Source organism: Roseateles sp. (assembly GCF_039595295.1).
Classification (GTDB): Bacteria; Pseudomonadota; Gammaproteobacteria; order Burkholderiales; family Burkholderiaceae_C; genus Roseateles.
On record NZ_JBCNLU010000020.1, the window covers coordinates 1 to 19,838 of the forward strand.

At 68.9% G+C, this 19,838-nt stretch carries 15 protein-coding genes; 10 read left to right on the forward strand and 5 right to left on the reverse strand.

Annotated elements, in window-relative coordinates:
* Positions 1–600: 600 nt before the first annotated feature.
* On the reverse strand, positions 601–2,379 hold the full coding sequence (ptsP, locus tag ABDW59_RS15250; RefSeq protein ID WP_343630691.1) for a phosphoenolpyruvate--protein phosphotransferase: 1,779 nt from the start codon (positions 2,377–2,379) through the stop codon (positions 601–603).
* A 224-nt stretch (positions 2,380–2,603) separates the two neighbouring features.
* Between ptsP and ABDW59_RS15255 the strand changes: the two genes are divergently transcribed.
* From ABDW59_RS15255 to ABDW59_RS15265, 3 genes are all read left to right on the forward strand, one after another.
* Positions 2,604–3,449: a GNAT family N-acyltransferase gene (locus ABDW59_RS15255; protein ID WP_343630692.1), complete on the forward strand. Its 846-nt coding sequence runs from the start codon at positions 2,604–2,606 to the stop codon at positions 3,447–3,449.
* Positions 3,450–3,859: 410 nt separating this feature from the next.
* Positions 3,860–4,858 (forward strand): type I glyceraldehyde-3-phosphate dehydrogenase, encoded by a 999-nt coding sequence (gene gap / locus ABDW59_RS15260; RefSeq protein ID WP_343630693.1) that lies wholly within the window; start codon positions 3,860–3,862, stop codon positions 4,856–4,858.
* Between the two features lie 245 nt (positions 4,859–5,103).
* Complete coding sequence (locus tag ABDW59_RS15265; RefSeq protein ID WP_343630694.1) at positions 5,104–6,939, forward strand: S8 family peptidase; 1,836 nt, start codon at positions 5,104–5,106, stop codon at positions 6,937–6,939.
* 155 nt (positions 6,940–7,094) lie between these two features.
* Here ABDW59_RS15265 and ABDW59_RS15270 read toward each other — a convergent pair whose 3' ends face one another.
* From ABDW59_RS15270 to ABDW59_RS15280, 3 genes are all read right to left on the reverse strand, one after another.
* Positions 7,095–7,781: a hypothetical protein gene (locus ABDW59_RS15270; RefSeq protein WP_343630695.1), complete on the reverse strand. Its 687-nt coding sequence runs from the start codon at positions 7,779–7,781 to the stop codon at positions 7,095–7,097.
* Positions 7,782–7,788: 7 nt separating this feature from the next.
* A complete protein-coding gene (locus ABDW59_RS15275) occupies positions 7,789–8,694 on the reverse strand; it encodes a biotin--[acetyl-CoA-carboxylase] ligase (protein ID WP_343630696.1) in 906 nt (301 codons plus the stop codon).
* Positions 8,695–8,784: 90 nt separating this feature from the next.
* Positions 8,785–9,303 (reverse strand): SET domain-containing protein-lysine N-methyltransferase, encoded by a 519-nt coding sequence (locus ABDW59_RS15280; protein WP_343630697.1) that lies wholly within the window; start codon positions 9,301–9,303, stop codon positions 8,785–8,787.
* Between the two features lie 138 nt (positions 9,304–9,441).
* On the opposite strand from ABDW59_RS15280, the gene ABDW59_RS15285 reads away from it, so the two are divergent.
* A complete protein-coding gene (locus ABDW59_RS15285) occupies positions 9,442–12,111 on the forward strand; it encodes a DNA topoisomerase III (protein WP_343630698.1) in 2,670 nt (889 codons plus the stop codon).
* 138 nt (positions 12,112–12,249) lie between these two features.
* Here ABDW59_RS15285 and ABDW59_RS15290 read toward each other — a convergent pair whose 3' ends face one another.
* Positions 12,250–13,158: a LysR substrate-binding domain-containing protein gene (locus ABDW59_RS15290; RefSeq protein ID WP_343630699.1), complete on the reverse strand. Its 909-nt coding sequence runs from the start codon at positions 13,156–13,158 to the stop codon at positions 12,250–12,252.
* 138 nt (positions 13,159–13,296) lie between these two features.
* On the opposite strand from ABDW59_RS15290, the gene ABDW59_RS15295 reads away from it, so the two are divergent.
* From ABDW59_RS15295 to ABDW59_RS15320, 6 genes are all read left to right on the forward strand, one after another.
* Positions 13,297–13,914: a glutathione S-transferase family protein gene (locus ABDW59_RS15295; RefSeq protein ID WP_343630700.1), complete on the forward strand. Its 618-nt coding sequence runs from the start codon at positions 13,297–13,299 to the stop codon at positions 13,912–13,914.
* 9 nt (positions 13,915–13,923) lie between these two features.
* Positions 13,924–14,907 carry a pyridoxamine 5'-phosphate oxidase family protein gene (locus ABDW59_RS15300; RefSeq protein ID WP_343630701.1) on the forward strand — a complete coding sequence of 328 codons (984 nt, stop codon included), beginning with the start codon at positions 13,924–13,926 and terminating at the stop codon, positions 14,905–14,907.
* Positions 14,908–14,967: 60 nt separating this feature from the next.
* Positions 14,968–15,807 (forward strand): hypothetical protein, encoded by an 840-nt coding sequence (locus ABDW59_RS15305; RefSeq protein ID WP_343630702.1) that lies wholly within the window; start codon positions 14,968–14,970, stop codon positions 15,805–15,807.
* Between the two features lie 144 nt (positions 15,808–15,951).
* Complete coding sequence (locus tag ABDW59_RS15310; protein WP_343630703.1) at positions 15,952–17,781, forward strand: ATP-binding protein; 1,830 nt, start codon at positions 15,952–15,954, stop codon at positions 17,779–17,781.
* Positions 17,782–17,881: 100 nt separating this feature from the next.
* The gene (locus tag ABDW59_RS15315) at positions 17,882–18,862 is read left to right on the forward strand and encodes an AEC family transporter (RefSeq protein ID WP_343630704.1); all 981 of its coding nucleotides are present in this window, start codon (positions 17,882–17,884) and stop codon (positions 18,860–18,862) included.
* Between the two features lie 10 nt (positions 18,863–18,872).
* Entirely contained in the window at positions 18,873–19,790 is a 918-nt protein-coding gene (locus ABDW59_RS15320) for a GNAT family N-acetyltransferase (protein ID WP_343630705.1), read from the forward strand.
* Positions 19,791–19,838: the final 48 nt, after the last annotated feature.

The following is a 19,838-nucleotide window of genomic DNA, read 5'->3' on the forward strand; positions in this document are numbered from 1 at the left end:
CTTTCATAGCTTCATTCATTTTCCGTGAGCATCTAGCGATTTAACCTTCTCAGGTCGCTCGTCCAGACGCCCACGCTTATCGGCTGTAAATTCTTAAAGAACATCGAAGCAGCTTTCGCCAGCTTCGTCGCGTCACCGACTTGTCGTCAGCAGCGCAGAAGCGAGATTATGATCGATTTCTTTCGAACTCGTCAAGCAGTCAGAGAAATTATTTTCATCGTCGACTGCGAGAATCTCGCCGCCAAACAAATACTTGGTATTACCAGATGCTTGTTTGACCACCTCAGCCTATTCTCCGAGGCCACCACCCAAAACAATGTCCTGTGCAGTGAGGAGCGAGATTATGAACGATTTCTTTTGAAGCCGTCAAGCAATCGAAGAAACTATTTTATCGCCGACTGCGAGAATCTCGCCGCCAAATGAAAACCGGGCAGAGCCCGATTATTCACCTGACACCCCGGCATATCCTCCGAGGCCGCCGCTCAAAACGTTGTCGTGAGCAGCGAAGACGTAGAGTCTAGCACGGTTTTTTCCGACTGCGCAACACCCGCGTCATGCTGGCGTCATCAGATCGGTGCGATCCCCAAGTCGCAGGCGGCGTCAGTGGAGGCGCGCCGACTTTGCGAGCACCTCCGCCGCCGTGCGGGCCGGGTCCTCGCTCTCGAGGATTCTCGGCAACCCTGCGGCCAGGCGCTGCGCGTCGGCGCGCAGGACGCGTTGCTTGACGGAGGGAATCTGGGACGGGTGCATGGAGAAGCAAGTCAGCCCCATGCCCAGCAGCAAGTCCGTGAAGGCCGCGTCTCCCGCCATCTCGCCGCAGACGCTGACTTCCTTGCCGGCCGCACGCGCTTGGGCGATCGAGCCGGCCAGCAACTGCAGCACCGCCGGGTGCCAGGGGTCGTAGAGATGGGCGACCGCCTCATCGGCGCGGTCGATCGCCAAGGTGTATTGAATCAGGTCGTTCGTCCCGATCGACACGAAGTCCACATGCTTGAGCAGTTGCGGCAGCATGATCGCGGCGGCTGGAACCTCCACCATGACGCCAAGATCCACCCGCCCATACATCTGACCCGCCTCGTCCAGCTGGGCCTTCACCCGCTTGAGCGTCTCCTGGACCTGCCGGATCTCCCCGAGGTGGGCCACCATCGGGACCAGCAGCTTCACGCGGCCGAAGGCACTCGCCCTGTATATGGCGCGCAGCTGTTGACGGAACATGCTCGGCTCAGCCAAGCTCCAGCGGATCGCTCGCAGGCCCATGGCCGGGTTGAGCACGTGCTCATGGCGCAACTCGTTGACGGACATGCGGTCGAGCGGCTTGTCCGCGCCGATGTCCACGGTGCGAATGGTCACCGGCAGTCCAGCCATCGCTTCCACGGCCGCCTTGTAGGCCACGAACTGCTCTTCCTCGCTGGGCAGATCGCCCTCGCGGTTCATGAAAAGAAACTCGCTGCGGAACAGACCGACCCCGGTCGCACCGGACGCCAGCGCCGACACCGTGTCCCCCGGCAGCTCGATGTTGGCGTGCAGCTCGATGCGCTGCCCGTCCATCGTGATCGCCGGCGTATGGCGCAGGCGGGCCAGTCGGGCGTTTTCGAGCTCCGCCTGACGCTGCCGGAATCGGTACTCCTCCAGAATGATCGGCGACGGGTTCACGATCACCGTCCCGGCGTCGCCGTCGATGATGACCCAATCGTCTTGGCGGATCAGCCGCGAGGCCTCGCGCGTGCCGACCACGGCGGGGATGGCCATGCTCCGGGCGACGATGGCCGTGTGCGAGGTCTTGCCGCCGATGTCGGTGATGAATCCCTGGAAGACGCTGCGCTTGAACTGGATCATGTCGGCCGGCGCGATGTCGGCGGCCACCAGCAGCAGCGGATCCTCGCCGGCGAAGTCCCGCGCTACCACCGCCGAGGGGCCGCCCCCGGCGGACGAATCCAGCTCCAGCGCCAGCGCCGACAGCACGCGCTCGACGACCTGTTCCAGGTCCGCCTTGCGCTCGCGCAGGTAGTCGTCCTCCATCTCGTCGAACTGGCGGGCCAGGACTTCGAGCTGGGCCGACAGCGCCCACTCGGCGTTGTAGTGCCGGTCCACGATCCAGTCCCGGGCCGCGTCGACGAGCGCCTCGTCGTTCAGCAGCAGCAGGTGGACGTCCAGCAGCGCGTCGAGCTCATGCGGGGCGTCTTCCGGAAGGTCGGCCTTGAGGTCCTGGAGCTCGCGCGTCACCGCATCGCGGCCTCGCACGAGCCGGGCGAATTCCTGCTCGGCATCGGCCGACGCGATGAAGTAATGGGCGACGTCGACGCGACTGGACGCGACCAGCACCGCACGGCCGATCGCCACGCCACGAGACACAGGAATACCGAAGACCTGGAAGCTCATGCGCCGACTTTAGCAGCGGGTCCCGAGCCCTCGCGGACAGGGACGGCAACACGAGGAAAACGCACGTAAAGGAGAGGCATTGCGCCGGGTCTTCGGCAACGAGGAACGCGAGGACCCGAGACGCGTGACGGCGGCGCGACTGTCACGGTTCGTTCACCCCGAGGTCACCGACGCGTCACCCCGTCCGCTCAGCATCACGGCCATCACATCCGCGAGGCCCAGCCATGAGGGATCTGCCGCTGCCCACCCTGCCCTTCTCCGATCTGCGCTCCACCGAAGCGCCTCGGAGGTCACTTTCAGCAGGCTCGTCCGCCGAAGCTGTCGAGACTGCGCGCACTCGCTTCCATGTGGGCTGGGCGCGTACCGAAGAAGAAGTCCGTCAGGCCCAGCGTCTGAGGTACGAGATCTTCGTCGGCGAGATGGGCGCGCGACTGAGCCCGCCCGCCAATGCGCCGGCCGGTCATGACGTCGACGTCTTCGACCCCTTCTGCGAGCACCTGCTGGTGCGCAAGCTCGACGCGCTGGGCCAGCCGGCCGAGGTCATCGGCACCTACCGCGTGCTGACCCCGGAAGCGGCCCGCCGCGCCGGCGGCCTGTACAGCGAGACCGAGTTCGACCTGACCCGCCTGCGCTCGCTGCGCCCGCGCATGGTGGAGCTGGGCCGCTCCTGCGTGCACCCGGATCACCGCAGCGGCGGCGCCATCATGGCGCTGTGGGGCGCGCTGACCGAGTTCATGGTCCGGAACGATCTGGAAATCATGATCGGCTGCGCCAGCATCAGCATGCGCGACGGCGGCCATTACGCCGCCAGCCTGTGGAAGCAGCTCGAGGGCAGCCACATGGCCGACATCGAGTGGCAGGTGCGCCCGCGGCTGCCGCTGCCGGTGGACGAACTGCGCCAGGATCTGGCCGTCGAGCCGCCGCCGCTGATCAAGGGTTACCTGCGCGTGGGCGCGCGCATCCTGGGGCGTCCGGCCTGGGATCCGGACTTCAACACCGCCGACCTGCCGATGATGATGCGCATCTCGGACATGCCGGCGCGCTATCGGAAGCATTTCCTCGGCGCGTGAGCGCCCAGCGGAGCGCCGCCGGGTCCTCGTGGCCCGAGGCGGTCCATCGCTCTTTGGTTCCTTGCGATTTTTTTCTTGGTAGACGACAGACTCGGGGCCGCGCATGCGGCCCCTTTTTTTCGGCTCATCGCCGGGCCGTCCGTGCGACCGAGTTCCAGCCGAATCCGCACCGCCGCGTCGGAGAGGGCGCCGCGATGTAACGGTGCTGTTCCACCGGCCGTAATCCGGTAACCCGCTGGAAACGCCGGCCCGCGCCGATCTGTTCAAATCGTGCGCTTCGGCGCGAGCGCCCCACCTCAGAGCGGGGCCTCTCGTGCCGGACCGAACACCTCCGCGGCACGCCGGCCTCCGAAGGGCGCCGGCGGGTCCATGACGTCATCGATTCATTTCACTCGCAGGAGACTTTCCTCATGACCATCAAGATCGGTATCAACGGCTTCGGTCGCATCGGCCGCATGGTGTTTCGCGCCGCCGTGGCGAACTTCAAGGACATCCAGATCGTCGGCATCAACGACCTGCTGGAGCCGGACTACCTGGCCTACATGCTGAAGTACGACAGCGTGCACGGCCGCTTTGACGGCGAAGTCGCGGTCGACGGCAACACCCTGATCGTCAACGGCCAGCGCATCCGCCTGACCCAGGTCAAGGATCCCGCCGAGCTGAAGTGGAACGAGGTCGGGGCCGACATCGTCGTCGAAGCCACCGGTCTGTTCCTGACCAAGGAAACCGGCGAGAAGCATCTGGCCGCCGGCGCCAAGAAGGTGATCATGTCGGCTCCGTCCAAGGACGACACCCCGATGTTCGTCTACGGCGTGAACCACAAGACCTACGCCGGCCAGGCCATCATCTCCAACGCCAGCTGCACGACCAACTGCCTGGCCCCGCTGGCCAAGGTGCTGAACGACAAGTGGGGCATCAAGCGCGGCCTGATGACCACCGTGCATGCCACCACCGCCACGCAGAAGACCGTCGACGGCCCGTCCAACAAGGACTGGCGCGGCGGCCGCGGCATCCTCGAGAACATCATCCCCTCCTCCACCGGCGCCGCCAAGGCCGTGGGCGTGGTGATCCCCGAGCTGAACAAGAAGCTGACCGGCATGTCCTTCCGCGTGCCAACCTCCGACGTCTCGGTCGTCGACCTGACCGTCGAGCTGAACAACGAGGCCTCCTACAAGGAAATCTGCGCCGAGATGAAGGCCCAGAGCGAAGGCGCCCTGAAGGGCGTGCTGGGCTACACCGATGACAAGGTCGTCGCCACCGACTTCCGCGGCGACCCGCGCACCTCGATCTTCGACGCCGAAGCCGGCATCGCCCTGGACGGCACCTTCGTCAAGCTCGTGTCCTGGTACGACAACGAGTGGGGCTACTCGAACAAGGTGCTGGAGATGGTCAAGGTCGTCGCCCAATAAGCGCCTTCCGATCCCGCTTCCAAGCCCCGCCTCGGCGGGGCTTTTTCTTGCCCGCTCGGCACCGGCCGCGGGGCGTCTGGAGACCCTCGAAAACACCTCGTTTCAAGTCCGTCCGAGAGAGCGTGACGAAAGTGGGCCGCCCCACTCTTTATGGTGTGGGCGACAGCGCGAATGTGTCATGGCCTTAGCAAATTTTTAGCAGGCACCGACCTAAACTTGCTGGCCGTGTTCCCTCGGAGCTGTTGATGCCTGCCAAATTCCTGTCGCTGCGTCTGCGGCACCTGGCGACTGCCGCCGGTCTGATTGCCGCGTCGGCGACCGCCCTGACCTCGCCTGCGATCGCGGCGACATCCACCGCCAGCGCCAGCGCCAGCGCCAGCGCCAGCGCCCAGAGCCCCGACCAGCAAAGCAACTACGCCCGCGTGATCGTCCGCTTCAAGGAGCAGGCGGCCACCGTCAAGGCCCGGCCGATGGCCGCGCGCGCGACCGCGCTCGAAGCCGCCGATGTCGCCCAGGTCCGCGCGACCACGCTGGGCCTGCGCCATAGCGCCTCGCTGCACGCGCGCCGCAGCCTGGACAGCCGCACCCACGTCTTCACCGCCACCGGCATGAGCTCGGCCGAACTGGCCAGGCGCCTGGCCGCCGACAGCGAGGTCGAGGCCGTCGAGGTCGACCGCTGGTGGCGCCACACCTCGGTGCCCAACGATCCGCTGTATGCGACCGCCTCGGCCAACGGCGTGAGCGCCGGCCAGTGGTACCTGAAGACGCCGGACTCGACGCTGGTCTCCGCCATCAACATGCCGGCCGCCTGGGACCTCTCCACCGGCAACGGCGTGGTCGTGGCGGTGCTGGACACCGGCGTGCGCCTGGACCATCCGGACTTGGCCGGCCAGTTCAAGCCGGGCTATGACGTGGTGGGCTACAACAACGGCGGCACGGCCACCTCGGACCAGATCGCCGCGGCCAACGACGGCGACGGCGCCGACGCCGACCCCAGCGACCCGGGCGACTGGGTCAGCCAGGCCGACATCGACAGCGGCCGCCTGGGCACCGGGTGCACCAAGGACGACATCGGCAGCGGCACCAGCTCCTGGCACGGCACGCGGGTCTCGGGCCTGATCGCCGCGCTGACCAACAACGGCCTGGGCATGGCCGGCGTCGCCTACAACGCCAAGATCCTGCCGGTGCGGGTGCTGGGCAAGTGCGGCGGCTGGCAGTCGGACATCGACGCCGGCATGCGCTGGGCCGCCGGCCTCGCGGTGCCGGGTCTGCCGTCGAACCCGAATCCCGCCAAGGTCATCAACATGAGCCTGGGCAGCGACGGCGCCTGCTCCAACATCTATCAGAACGCGGTGACCGCGGTGATCAACGCCGGCGTCAGCGTGGTCGCGGCGGCCGGCAACGGCGTCGAGACCACCAGCACGAGCACCGGCGGCGGCATCGGCGTCGGCACGCCGGCCAACTGCACCGGCGTGATCGCCGTGGCGGGCCTGCGCAACGTGGGGACCAAGGTCGGCTTCTCGAACCTCGGGCCGCAGAACACCATCGCGGCGCCCGGCGGCAACTGCGTCAACACTTCCGGTGCGTGCCTGTACCCGATCCTGTCGACCAGCAACTCGGGCGCGACGACGCCGAAGGCGGCCGACAACGCTTACAACTACGCCGGCACCGGCACGAGCTTCTCCACGCCGCTGGTGTCGGGAACGATCGCGCTGATGCTGGCGGTGAACTCCTCGCTGACGCCCGCCGAGATCAAGAGCAAGCTGATGTCCACCGCGCGGGCCTTCCCGTCCGTCAGCGGCGTGGCGCAATGCGTGGCGGGGACGACCGCATCGCCGCAGCTGGAATGCAACTGCACCACCAGTACCTGCGGCGCCGGCATGCTGGACGCCGCCGCCGCGGTGGCGGCGGCCGCACCGGCAGCGCCCGCGCCGACGACCCCCACCACCCCGACCACGCCCGTGACCACCACCAGCTCCGGCGGCGGTGGCGGCGCGATGAGCGGCCTGTGGCTGGCCGGACTGGCGCTGGCCGTGATCGCGCTGCGCTGGCCCGCGCGGCGGGCGGGCTCGGCACGCTGAGCCCCGGCATCAGCGGATCGTCACGCCATCGATGGATGGCGCCATGAACAAGGCCCCGATGGTCGGGGCCTTGTCGTTTCCGAAGCAGTGAAGTCTTCGCAGGGGCGCGTCGCCCGCGTGCTGGCGCACTGCGCGGTTTGCGTCGTCCCGCTGTCTCAGCGGCTGGCCGCGGAGCCGGTCCCGGCAGCCGCGGAGGCGGCGTTGGCGTTCGCCTCCGCCTCGCAGGCGTGGCGCGCCGAGCCCCAGGGCGGCGACGCGATCGCGTCCAGCTTGGCGACCTGCAGGCCGTCCAGCCGTGCCAGACGCAGCGTCGTCGTCGACTGCGGCGCCTGCAGACGCAGCACGCGCAGGCCCTTGTAGTTGCGCCGGGTCATGCCGTCGAGCGCCGCCTGCGCGGCGGCCTCGCTGTCGTGCTTGCTGAGCACCAGCGTGGGCTGTTCTTCAGGGAAGCCCTGCAGCGGCTCGAAAGCGATGCGGGCGCTGCGGTAGGTGTCTTCCTTGCGCTCGCGGAAATCCCGGCTGGGCATCTTGATCGTGGCCAGCGCCCACACGCCGGCGCCGTCGGCCGTGTGCATCTGCCAAGCCGAGGACGCGATGCCCGCCGCGGTCAGCGCGGCAGCCGCGCGGCGCACCGGCTCGTCGCCGGTCATCGGGCCCAGTTCGACGCAGGACAGCTTGGCCAGTTGCGTCACCGCCTGCTGATTCAACAGCGACAGCCGCGCCGCGTTGAGCTGCTGATCCAGCCGCGGGACCGGCTGCGCCGCCCCGGGAATCCAGCCGCGGTGCCACGCGAGCACCAGCACGTTGGCGACGAACAGCAGGATGACCACGGCGCGCAGCATCGATCCCTTACCTCCCCGCCGAGCCGGTGGACCCGGACGACGCGCCCGGCCCCGCCAGACGCACGCTGACCTCGCCGCCGCTGACGGTCTGGCGACCGGAGGCGGTGTCGATTTGCAGCTCGCCGCGCTCGTTCACGCCGGCGGCCACGCCTTCCAACGGACCGGCCGTCACCGACTGACCCGTCAGCAGATCGCGCGCCGTGAAGCGCTCGCGCCAGACGCCGAAGCCCTCGCGCGGGAAGTCCGCGAGCGCCTTGACCAGCGCTGGCGCCAGACGCGCCAGCGCCTGCGGCGGTGTCACGTCGGGGATGAGCTCCTGCAGGCAGGCGAAGCCGGTATTGAGTTGCGAGTCCGCCACCCGCGCCCGGTCCGACACGTTCACGCCGACGCCGACCACGGCCATGCGCGACGCGCCGGCGGGCACGGTTTCGATGAGGATGCCGCCCAGCTTGCGATCGTCCAGCCACAGGTCGTTGGGCCACTTGAGCTTGAGCCGTTTGCCCTCGGGATCGAGCGCCTCGGCGATCGCGGCGCCGACAACCAGGGACAGGCCGGACCAGTCGGGCACGTTCATCGGCAGCGACAGCGAGAAGGTCAGCGACGCGCCGGCCGTGCTGTGCCAGCTGCGACCCTGTCGGCCGCGGCCGTGGGTCTGATGCTCGGCGATGAGCAGGCAGGGGTGCAGGTCGTGCTGACGGCGGCCGTAGGGGCGCTGCCCGTCACGGGGCTCACGGGCTTCGCGGCCCGCCGGTGCGCTCGCCCCGGCCGCCGCGGCGCCGTCGCGGCGCACGCGCTCGACCAGCGTCGCGTTGGTGGATTCCGCCCGTGCCAGCACCTCGATGCTGAGGCCCGGCAGCAGCGGTTCCAGGTCTTGCCACAGGGCTTCGGCGCCCCAGTTCTGATGTTCTTGCATCGCCGCGATGTTGTGGATCCTGTGATCCGTCCTGATCGTCCCGGACGATCGCGTCCGGTGCTGAGAATCCCCGGAGTCTAGAGGGAGATCTCAGCGCTTGGGTGCGAGCATCGTTCCGCGGCAACCCGGATGGCCGCAGCGACATTCGAAACGCTTCTTCAGCTTGGCCGTGTAGCGCTCGTCGATCACCAGACCATAGTCGTAGAACAGCTCTTCGCCAGGCGAGATGTCCGTCAGCGCGTGGATGAACACGCGGCCGCCGGTCTCGCGCGCCTCGCAATTCGGGGCGCAGGCATGGTTGATCCAGCGCGCGTGGTTGCCGCCCACCGCCGCGTCGATCACCCCGTCGCCCTCCTCCAGATGGAAGAAGAACGTATGGTCGGGCTGGCTGGGGTCGTGGGGGTGGCGCTCGATGGCCTCGTCCCAGGAGATGCGCTCGCCCTTGTATTCGATGATCTTGTCGCCGGCGGGGATGGCCGCCACCGCGTAGACGCCGCGGCCGTGCACGCCGGAGGCCCGTACCTGGATCCGCGAGCCCTTGGCCGGGGCCTTGGTCTTCGCCTGAGGTTGTTGGGGGGTGGCGCTCGAAACAGGGCTGTCTTGCGGCATGGAGCGAGTCCGGTACATTGAATTCATGGGTGCGCGCGCGCGTGTACGTGTACGTAGCGTGGGCGCGCGCGAGGCCGCATTGTAGGCAGGCGCCCGGGAGGTTTCGGGTGACTGGACGATGAAGAAAGAAGCAATCGCATGAGCAAGGCATTGGTGATCGCGGAGAAGCCGTCGGTGGCGCAGGACATCGTCAAGGCGCTGACTCCGCTGTCAGGCAAGTTCGAGAAGCACGACGAGTATTTCGAGAACGACGAGTACGTCGTGAGCTCGGCCGTCGGCCATCTGGTGGAGATCAAGGCGCCGGAGGAGTTCGACGTCAAGCGCGGCAAGTGGAGCTTCGCCCACCTGCCGGTGATCCCGCCCCACTTCGATCTGAATCCGATCGACAAGAGCAAGGGCCGGCTCAACGCGCTGGTCAAGCTGATCAAGCGCAAGGACGTGACCTCGCTGATCAACGCCTGCGACGCGGGTCGCGAGGGTGAGCTGATCTTCCGCCTGATCGTCCAGTACGCGGCCGGCGCCAAGGCCCCGATCGCCAAGCCGGTGAGCCGGCTGTGGCTGCAGTCGATGACGCCGCAGGCGATCCGCGACGGCTTCGAGGGCCTGCGCACCGACGCCCAGATGCTGCCGCTGGCCGACGCCGCGCGCTGCCGCTCCGAGGCCGACTGGCTGGTGGGCATCAACGGCACCCGGGCGATGACCGCGTTCAACTCGCGCGACGGTGGCTTCTTCCTGACCACCGTGGGCCGGGTGCAGACGCCCACGCTGTCCATCGTTGTGGAGCGCGAGGAGAAGATCCGCAAGCACGTCTACCGCGACTACTGGGAGATCCGCGGGACCTTCGACGCCGAGGCCGGCCAGTACGAAGGCAAGTGGTTCGATCCCGCGTTCAAGAAGAATGCCGAGGATCCCGAGCAGCGCGCCGACCGCGTCTGGACGCAGGCCGAGGCCGACGCCATCGCCGCGGCCGCCAAGGGCCAGCCGGCCACGGTGACCGAGGAGTCCAAGCCCAGCACCACGGCCAGCCCCGGCCTGTACGACCTGACCACGCTGCAGCGCGAGGCCAACTCGCGCTTCGGCTTCTCGGCCAAGACCACGCTGGGCCTGGCGCAGGCGCTGTACGAGAAGCACAAGGTGCTGACCTACCCGCGGACGGACTCGCGCTATCTGCCGGAGGACTACCTCAACGTCGCCAAGGAAACGGCGCGGATGATCGCCAACGAGGACCTGCCCGGCCCGCTGCAGGCGCTGGCGCCGCACGCCCGCACCGCGCTGGACAACGGCTACATCAAGCCGACCAAGAAGGTCTTCGACAACGCCAAGGTGTCGGATCACTTCGCCATCATCCCGACGCTGCAGGCCCCGCGCAGCCTGACCGAGGCCGAGGCCAAGCTCTACGACATGGTCGTCAAGCGCTTCCTGGCGGTGTTCTTCCCGCCCGCGGAATTCCAGGTCACGACCCGCATCTCGACCGTCAAGACGGCGGCCAAGTCTTATGCGTTCCAGACCAACGGCAAGGTGCTGATCAAGCCGGGCTGGCAGGCGGTCTACGGCAAGGAAGCCACCGACGAGAACGCCGAGCCCGGCACCAGCGGCGCGATGCTGGTCCCGGTCAAGGCCGGCGAGCTGGTCCGCACCGAGGACACCGACGTCAAGGCCCTGGTGACCAAGCCGCCGGCGCGCTACACGGAAGCGACGCTGCTGTCCGCGATGGAAGGCGCGGGCAAGCTGGTCGACGACGACGAGCTGCGCGAGGCCATGGCCGAAAAGGGTCTGGGCACGCCGGCCACGCGCGCCGCCATCATCGAAGGCCTGCTGGCCGAGAAGTACATGCTGCGCGAGGGCCGCGAGCTGATCCCCACCGCCAAGGCCTTCCAGCTGATGACGCTGCTTCGCGGCCTGGGCGTGGAGGAGCTGACCAAGCCCGAGCTGACCGGCAACTGGGAATTCCAGCTGTCGGAGATGGAGAAGGGGCGCCTGAAGCGCGAGGCCTTCATGGCCGAGATCGCCGCGATGACCGAGAAGGTCGTGCGCAAGGCCAAGGAGTACGACCGCGACACCATCCCCGGCGACTACGCGACGCTCAAGACCCCGTGCCCGAAGTGCGGCGGCGTGGTCAAGGAGAACTACCGCCGCTTCACCTGCATCGGCAAGACCGGCCATGGCGACGAGTGCGGCTTCTCCATCCCCAAGATCCCGGGCGGCCGCAGCTTCGAGCTGCATGAAGTCGAGGCCTTCCTGCGCGACAAGAAGGTCGGTCCGCTGGAGGGCTTCCGCTCCAAGGCGGGCTGGCCTTTCACGGCCGAACTGGCGCTGGTCTTCGACGCGGAGATCGACAACTGGAAGCTGGAGTTCGACTTCGGCGAGGACGCCAAGAAGGCCGAGGAGAACGGCGAGCCGGTGGACTTCAGCGGGCAGACCTCGCTGGGTCATTGCCCCAAGTGCGGCGGCAAGGTCTACGACTTCGGCAGCAACTACGTGTGCGAACACGCGGTGGGCGACAAGGTCACTTGCGACTTCAAGAGCGGCAAGATCATCCTGCAGCAGCCGGTCGAGCCCGAGCAGGTGAGCAAGCTGCTGGAGACCGGCAAGACGGACCTGCTGGAGAACTTCGTCTCCAACAAGACGCGCCGCAAGTTCAAGGCTTTCCTGGCCTACGACAAGAAGGAAGGCAAGGTCGTCTTCGAGTTCGAGCCGCGCGCCGCGAAGCCGGGCGCCAAACCGCCCGCGAAGGCGGCGGCGAAGGCCGCGCCGGCCAAGGCCCCCGCCAAGAAGGTCGCCGCGAAGAAGGCCGCCGCCAAGTCATGACCTGCCCCCGGGATCGCTCCCGGGCCCTCACGAACCCCGCCGGACGCCGTGTCCGCCCCCCGCGCCCCGCTGCCGATCCCGGCACGGGGCGCGTGTCATGTCGGGCCCGCTCTTCTCAAGGGCCCGCGGGCCATGGCGTCATCGCATGAACGCGTCGCCGCCCAGCACCGGCTGCGCGCGCAGCCGCTCGGTGAGGAAGTCCAGCAGCAGCCGCAGCGTCGCGGGCACGCGCCGTCCGGCGGCGTGGACGATGTGGACCGGCGCGGCCGGGATCTCGTGGTTGGCCAGCACGATGCGCAGCTCGCCGCGCTGCAGCGCCTCGACGGCCTGATAGAGCTGGCAGCGCACCAACCCCACGCCCGCCACCGCGGCGGCGATCGCCGAGGCGTTGTCGTTGACCATCAGCGTCGGCGTCAGCGCCTGCGAGCCCTCGCGGAATCGCCACGGCGTCATGCCCTGGCCATCGAAGTAGCCGGCCACGATGCGATGGCCGGCCAGCTCGCCCGGCGTCATCGGCTCGCCCGCGCGGGCCAGGTAATCCGGGGAGGCCACGATCACCCGCCGCATCGCGCCCACCGGCACCGCGGTCAGGCCCGAGTCCGGCAGATGAGCGATGCGTACGGCCAGATCCTGAGCCTCGTCCAGCAGCGGCACCACGCGGTCGACCAGCAGCAGCTTCATGCGGATGCGCGGATGGCGCTGCATGAAGTCCATCGCCGGCGGCGCGACGAAGAGCCGCCCGAACATCGTCGGCGCGGTCAGCGACAGCAGCCCGGCCGGCTCGGCCTGGGCGCTGGTGAGCGCCATCTCCGACTCGTCCAGATCGGCCAGGATGCGCCGGCAGTCGAGCTGGAAGCGCTCGCCCTCGGCGGTCATGCGGACCGAGCGCGTGCTGCGCTGGAACAGCTGCACGCCCAGGCGCTGCTCCAGCGCGGCGATGGCGCGGGTCGCGGCCGGCGCCGAGCAGCCGATGCGCCGCGCGGCGGCGGCGAAGCTCTGCGTGTCGGCGACGGCGACGAAGCAGCGCAGGCGGTCCAGGTGATCCATGACGGCGAGCCCGAGGCGCGTGGCGCACTACTCGGGTTCAATTGTTTCGACGGCTGCAATTCTGAATGATGCGACCCCATGATTCTCATCGGCAGGTGCAAGAGATACGGTAGAGGCTCTGACAACGAAGGAAGCCCCATGACCCGTCCCGCCGCCCCGCTCAAGCTGCACCGCCTGCCCTTGTCGGGCCATTGCCATCGCGTCGAGCTGCTGCTGTCCATCTTGGAACTGCCGCATGAATTCATCGACGTCGACCTGCCCGGCGGCGAGCACCGCCAGCCCGCCTTCCTGGCGCTGAACCCGCTCGGCCAAGTGCCGGTGCTGGAGGACGGCACACGCGTGCTGGCCGAGAGCAACGCCATCCTCGTCTACCTGGCCTCGCGCTACGCGCCCTCGTCGGACTGGCTGCCGCGTGACGCGGACGAAGCCGCCGAGCAGGAGCGCTGGTTCGCGCTGTCGGTCGGGATGCTCAAGCCGGGCCCGGCGTCGGCACGCTTCCAGGGCATCATGGGCCGGCCGGTGGATCCGGCGATGGCGGAGATCTCGCACCGCCTGTTCACGCTGATCGAGGCGCAACTGGCCGAGCGCCCCTTCCTGGTTGCCGAGCGTCCGACGCTGGCCGACCTGAGCTTCTACGGCTACACCGCGCAGGCGCCGATCGGCGGCGTCTCGCTGGCCGACTACCCACGCCTGCGCGCCTGGCTCGCCCGCATCGAAGCCCTGCCCGGCTTCGTCCCGCTGCCTGACAAGCTCTGAGGAACCGCCATGGACACGACGCACGCGTTCGGCGACTTCGGCGACTTCGGCGACTTCGACGCCTCCGACAAGACCTGGCACCCCGGCGAGCAGACCCTGCATCAGCGCCTGGGCCTGCGCGAGCGCATGGCGGAGATCGGCGCGCAGGTGGTCCGCGACCACATGCCCGACCAGCACCGCGAGCTCTTCGGCAAGCTGCCGACGATGCTGCTGGGCGCGCTGGACGCGAGCGGCCAGCCCTGGGCCACGATGCTGGCCGGCAGGCCCGGCTTCGTCGACACGCCCGACGCGCGCACGATGAGGATCGCCGGCGCCTTCGACGGGCAAGACCCGGCACTGGCGGCGCTGCGGGCGCGCGGTGTGGGCGCGCCGGTCGGGCTGCTCGGGCTGGAGCCGCACACCCGGCGCCGCAACCGGATGAACGGCCGGTTGGTCTCGCTGTCCGACGAGTCGATGGAGATCGGCGTCGTGCAGAGCTTCGGCAATTGCCCGAAGTACATCCAGGCCCGCGATCCGCTGACCTGGGACGACACGCCGCCGGCCATTGCGCATCCGCTCGGCGCCGGGCTGGACGCGCGGGCCATCGCGCTGCTGGGCGCGGCGGACACGGTCTTCATCGCCAGCGCCTCGGCGCCGGTGCCGGGCGATGGGCGCTCGGAGGGTGTCGACGTGTCGCATCGCGGCGGCCCGCCCGGCTTCGTGCGGGTGCAGACGCGACTCGACGGTGGCATCGAGCTGCGCATCGAGGACTTCCCTGGCAACCGCTTTTTCATGACGCTGGGCAACCTGCTGCTGCATCCTCGCGCGGGCCTGCTGGTGCCGGACTACGCCAGCGGCGAGATGCTGCATCTGGCCGCCCGGGCCGATGTCCATTGGGAAGGCGACACGCGCGAACTGCGTCTGCGCGTCACCGCCGCGCTGCGACGTCCCGGGGCGCTGCCGTGGCGCTGGAGCGAGGCGCGGCTGGCGCCGCAGTTCGAGAACCGCGTCTGAAGGGCTGACGCCGCTGCCATTGGCATCACTCAGCACGCCCTCTCACTTTTGGGCGCTCTCATGTTTCATGTCCCGTCGACGGTCGACCCCTCCCTGGCCGCAACGACACTCCCCGACCCGACACCGTCCCAGACCGAGCGTCTGGAGGAGTTCAGGCTGCAGATCGTGCTCGCGGATGCCACGCTGATTTGCCTGGAAAGCTATGCCAAACGCAAGCCCTTCTCGCTCCAGCAGGAGCTGACCCCTCGCTTGACGCGACTCCGCTCGCTCCACGCGAAATGCACCGAGTGGATAAACCTTCCCCAAGCGCTCGACTCGCAGACGTTCTCCAGGGCGGTGAAGCTGTTGCAGGATGAGTCGGACGCGCTGGAAGCCTTGATCAGCAGTCTCACGCCCCAATCGCTCACCCTGCATCTCCAAGACCGCGAAAAGCTGGCGGAGCGCGCGCGAAAGGCACTGCGGCAGTTGCCTCCCGAGGACCGCAACGGCGAGGCCGCGAGGGGCTACTTCGATGCGCTGATGCGACTCGACACGACCTCCGACGAGCGGCTATTGACGGAGGCCCTCGCCGACACGAAACGCGCCGTCGACCGGCTGTGCGCTCACGTCGCCAGCCGGGTGGCGGGGCGGCGGCTCGTGAGTACCTCAGGCTCGACGCTGCGCCCTTCGCAACAAGCCCCCCAGATCCCCCGGGGCGTCTTGAAACGCCCGCCGGCCACGCCGGAGGTCGACCCGTTCCACCCGTCTCTCTCGTCCTCCATGCCGCCGCCTCTCGGGGTGCCCAAGCGCCGGCGGATCGAGGCCCCCTCTTCGGAGCCCATGGGGGGTGCCCCATCGAGCGCGGCAGCACGTCCCGCGTCGTCCCCCGACTTCCTGGAGTTGCTTGCCGAATCCCTCTGATCGGACGCATGCCAAACGGAACGGGACCGGTCTTTGCCTCTGCAACCCGTGAAATCCTGAGGCCCATCCCCCTTCGGTTGGTCCCGAAGGTCCGGGCTTATTGCGCGACACTCGACCGCAAACATCAGGAGAGGGCATGCGTTCATGGGCCGTTCGACGCTGAGCATCCAGACGCGGCTGGTGGCCGCGCTGAGCCTCAGCGCGACGCTGCTGGTGGGCTTGATCGGCCTGTACTGGGTCGACCGTCACGAGCACGAACTCAACGAGGCGCTCATCGAGCGCCAGCAGCGCATGGCGCAGCTGGTGGCCCGCGGCTTCGCCGAGCCGGTCTGGAACCTGGACAGCGCCGCGCTCTCCGAGCTGCTGGACGCCGTGATGGCGGATCCGGAAGTCCACTCGATCACGCTGGCCGCGCCCGGCCTGGACACCCTGCGCCGAGCCCGCTCCGAGGCGGCCGTGCGACCGCTGACGCTGGAGTTCGAGCTCAGCCATCGCGCCGGCGCCCAGGGACCGGCCGGCGCGCTGGGCCGCGCGACGCTGGTCTACACCCGCGCCTACATCGACCAGACCCTGGGCGAGACCCGGCGTCTCGTGGCCAGCCTGCTGGCGACGGTGCTGCTGGCGATCGGCCTGACCAGCTACTTCCTCGTCCGCCGTCTGGTGGAGCGCCCGGTCTCGCGCCTGCGCGGCCTGGCGCAACGCGTGGCGGCCGGCGAGCTCGGCGCCCACATCGAGCCCGAGCATGCGGACGAGATCGGCGATCTGACCGATCAGCTCAACGCGATGAGCGCGCGGCTGCGCGATTTCGCCGAGGGCCTGCGCAGCAGCGAGCAGCGCTATCGCAGCCTGTTCGAGAACGCCGCCGAAGGCATCTTCCAAGCCGACGGTCACGGCCGGCTGCTGCGCGTGAACAAGGCGCTGGCGCAGATGCTGGGCCTGTCGCGGCCCGAGGACGCGCAAGGCATCAGCCTGAGCCGCATGGTGCGCGTCGAACGCGACGAGTACCGCCGCCTCGCCCGCGCGCTGGAGCGCCACCGCCTGCTGCAGCAGGTGCCGCTGCTGGTGAGCACGCGCGACGGCCGCGAGCTGTGGGTCGAGCTCAGCCTGCATCTGGTGATGGACGGCGCGCCGCGCATCGAAGGCCTGGTCAGCGACATCACGCTGCGCCGGCTGGCCGAGCAGGAACTGACCCAGCACCGCGACCACCTCGAGGAACTGGTCACCGAACGCACCGTGGAGCTGTCGCAGGCCAAGCAGCGCGCCGAGGCTGCCAATCAGGCCAAGAGCCGCTTCCTGGCGACCATGAGCCACGAGTTCCGCACGCCGCTGAACGCCATCCTGGGCTTCGCGCAGCTGCTGCAGATGGACAGCTCGCTGACCGAGGCGCAACAGACCCGCATCCGGCTGATGCGTGAATCCGGCGAGCACCTGCTGGTGCTGATCACCGATCTGCTGGACGTCGCCAGCATCGAGGCCGGCAAGCTGACCCTGCAGCTCAATCCGCTGGACCTGCGCGCGCTGCTGGAGATCTGCAGCGAATCCATGCGCCCGCGCGCCGCGGAGAAGGGCCTGTCCTTCGACGTCAAGCTCGATCCGCAGTTGCCCACGCGGGTGCGCGCCGACGGTCAGCGCCTGCGCCAGGTCTTGCTCAATCTGCTGTCCAACGCGGTGAAGTTCACCGATCACGGCCGGGTCGGGCTGAACGTCGACGTCGTTGCGCAGGGGCCGACCAGCCTGATGCTGCGCTTCACCGTCTCCGACACCGGCATCGGCATGGCGCCGGAACAGGTCGAGCGCCTGTTCCAGCCCTTCGAGCAGGTGGCGGACCGCTCGCGCCGCGCCGGCGGCACCGGCCTGGGGCTGGCGATCAGCCAGCAGCTGGTGCGGCTGATGGGCGGCGAGATCAGCGTGGAGACCTCGCCCGAGGAAGGCAGCCGCTTCGCCTTCGCGCTGGAGCTGCCGCTGGCCTCCTGAGATCCGGTGAGATCCGGTGAGCGCCGGTGAGCTCCGGGCCGTGCGCCGGGCGCGCACCGGACGGCTTTGGCGCGGACCTCCGGGGCATACTGCCCCGCTTATGACAGCCGTCCTGTTCTACAAGCTGCTGGCGATCTTCATCGCCGCCGCCATGGGCTGGTTCGTCGGGCACATGCGCTGGCTAGGCAAGGCCGGCGGCGAGAACGACCCGGCGCGCGTGCTCTCCAACCTGGCCTTCTATCTCTTCGTTCCGGCGCTGATGTTCCGCACCACCGCGCGGGTGGACTTCGCCACCCTGCCGTGGCTGACGGTGGCGGCCTTCTTCGTGCCGGTGGTGCTGATGCTGGTGGCCGTCTACCTGTGGGAACGCCGCCGCCATCCGGACAACCCCGCCGCGCCCGCCGTGCGCAGCATCACCGCCAGCTTTGGCAACACGCTGCAGGTCGGCGTGCCGCTGGTGGCCGGCGTGTTCGGCGAGAGCGGCCTGGCGGTGCACATCACCGTGCTCAGCCTGCACGCCCTGACGCTGCTGAGCCTGGCCACCGTGCTGGTCGAGATGGACCTGGCACGCACCACCCACAGCGGTGCCAGCCTGGGCCGCACCGTGCTGACCACGATGCGCAACACCGTCATTCACCCGGTGGTGCTCCCGGTGCTGTGTGGCTTCGCCTGGCAGTTCACTGGCCTGGAGTTGCCAGCCGTGCTCGACGAAACGCTTCAGATGTTGGGCAGCGCCGTCGTTCCGCTCTGCCTGGTGCTGATCGGGATGTCACTGTCCTACTATGGCCTGCCCAAGGGGGCCTGGCGGGCGCTGGCGGGCCTGATCGCCCTGAAGCTGCTGATGCTGCCGGCGCTGGTGCTGGTCGTGGCCCACTGGGGCTTCGGCCTGTCGGGCATGCCGCTGGCGGTGATCGTGATGATGGCCGCGCTGCCGCCCGGTTCCAACGCGATGATGTTCGCCCAGCGCTATCGCACGCTGGAGGCCGAAGCCTCCGGCGCGATCGTGCTGGCCACGATGCTGTTCGCCCTCACCGCGCCGCTGTGGTTGGCGGTGCCCGCCTGGCTCGACAAGTTCCATTGAGGAGACGCCCATGACCGATCCGACGAATGCGCCCACCCCCTCGGCCACCCCGGTGACCGCCACCCTCGTGCGCGGCGACGAGGTCGCCCCCGAGGCGCTGCATGCCGCCTTCGGCCGCGCCTTCGCGGATTATCTGATCGGTCCGTTCCAGGTCCCGCTCGAGGAGTGGGCGCCCTTCCTCGCGCGGCAGGGCGTGGATCTGCCGCGCTCGCGCGTGGCGCTGGACGCCTCCGGCACGCCGCTGGCCTTCGCCTTCGTCGCGCCGCGTCCGGCGCTGGGACGCTGGCGGCTCGCGACCATGGGCGCCACGCCCACCGCGCGCGGATCGGGCGCGGCGCCGGCCCTGCTCGACGACCTGATCGCCCGCGCCGCGGCGGCCGGGCTGCAAGCGGTGGAACTCGAGGTCTTCGTCCAGAACGACCGCGCCCGCAAGCTCTACGAGGGCCGCGGCTTCCAGCCTGTGCAAGATCTCTTCGGCTACCTGGCCCAGCCGGGCCTGCTCGCGCGCGGCGAAGCGCCTCCCGGCACGCTGACCTGGGCGCCGCAGGCGGTGGACCTGCCGCGCGCGCTGGCCTGGCTGGACGCTGCCGAGCGCCGCATCCCCGACCTGCCGCTGCAGGTCACCGCCACGACCGTGCGCCATGGCCAGGACTACCGCGCCTGGCAGCTGGGCAAGGAAGGCGTGGGCGGGGACGCCCGCGCGCAAGTTGTTTTCAGCCTGCCCGACGAGACCGTGATGCTGCACAGCCTGATCGCGCCGCGCGAGGACGACGCGCAGGCGCTGCTGCGCGCGCTGGCCACGGTCTACGGGGACCGCCGCGTGCGCGTGCCCCAGCTGCAGCGCGACGACCTGGGCGGCGCGGTGCTGCGCGCGCTGGGCGCCGAGCCCCAGCCGCTGCACCAGCAGCTGATGGTCCGGCCCCTCTGATCTTCAGCACTTGTGGGGCGCTGCCTGATTGGGTAGCGTGCCCGGCAC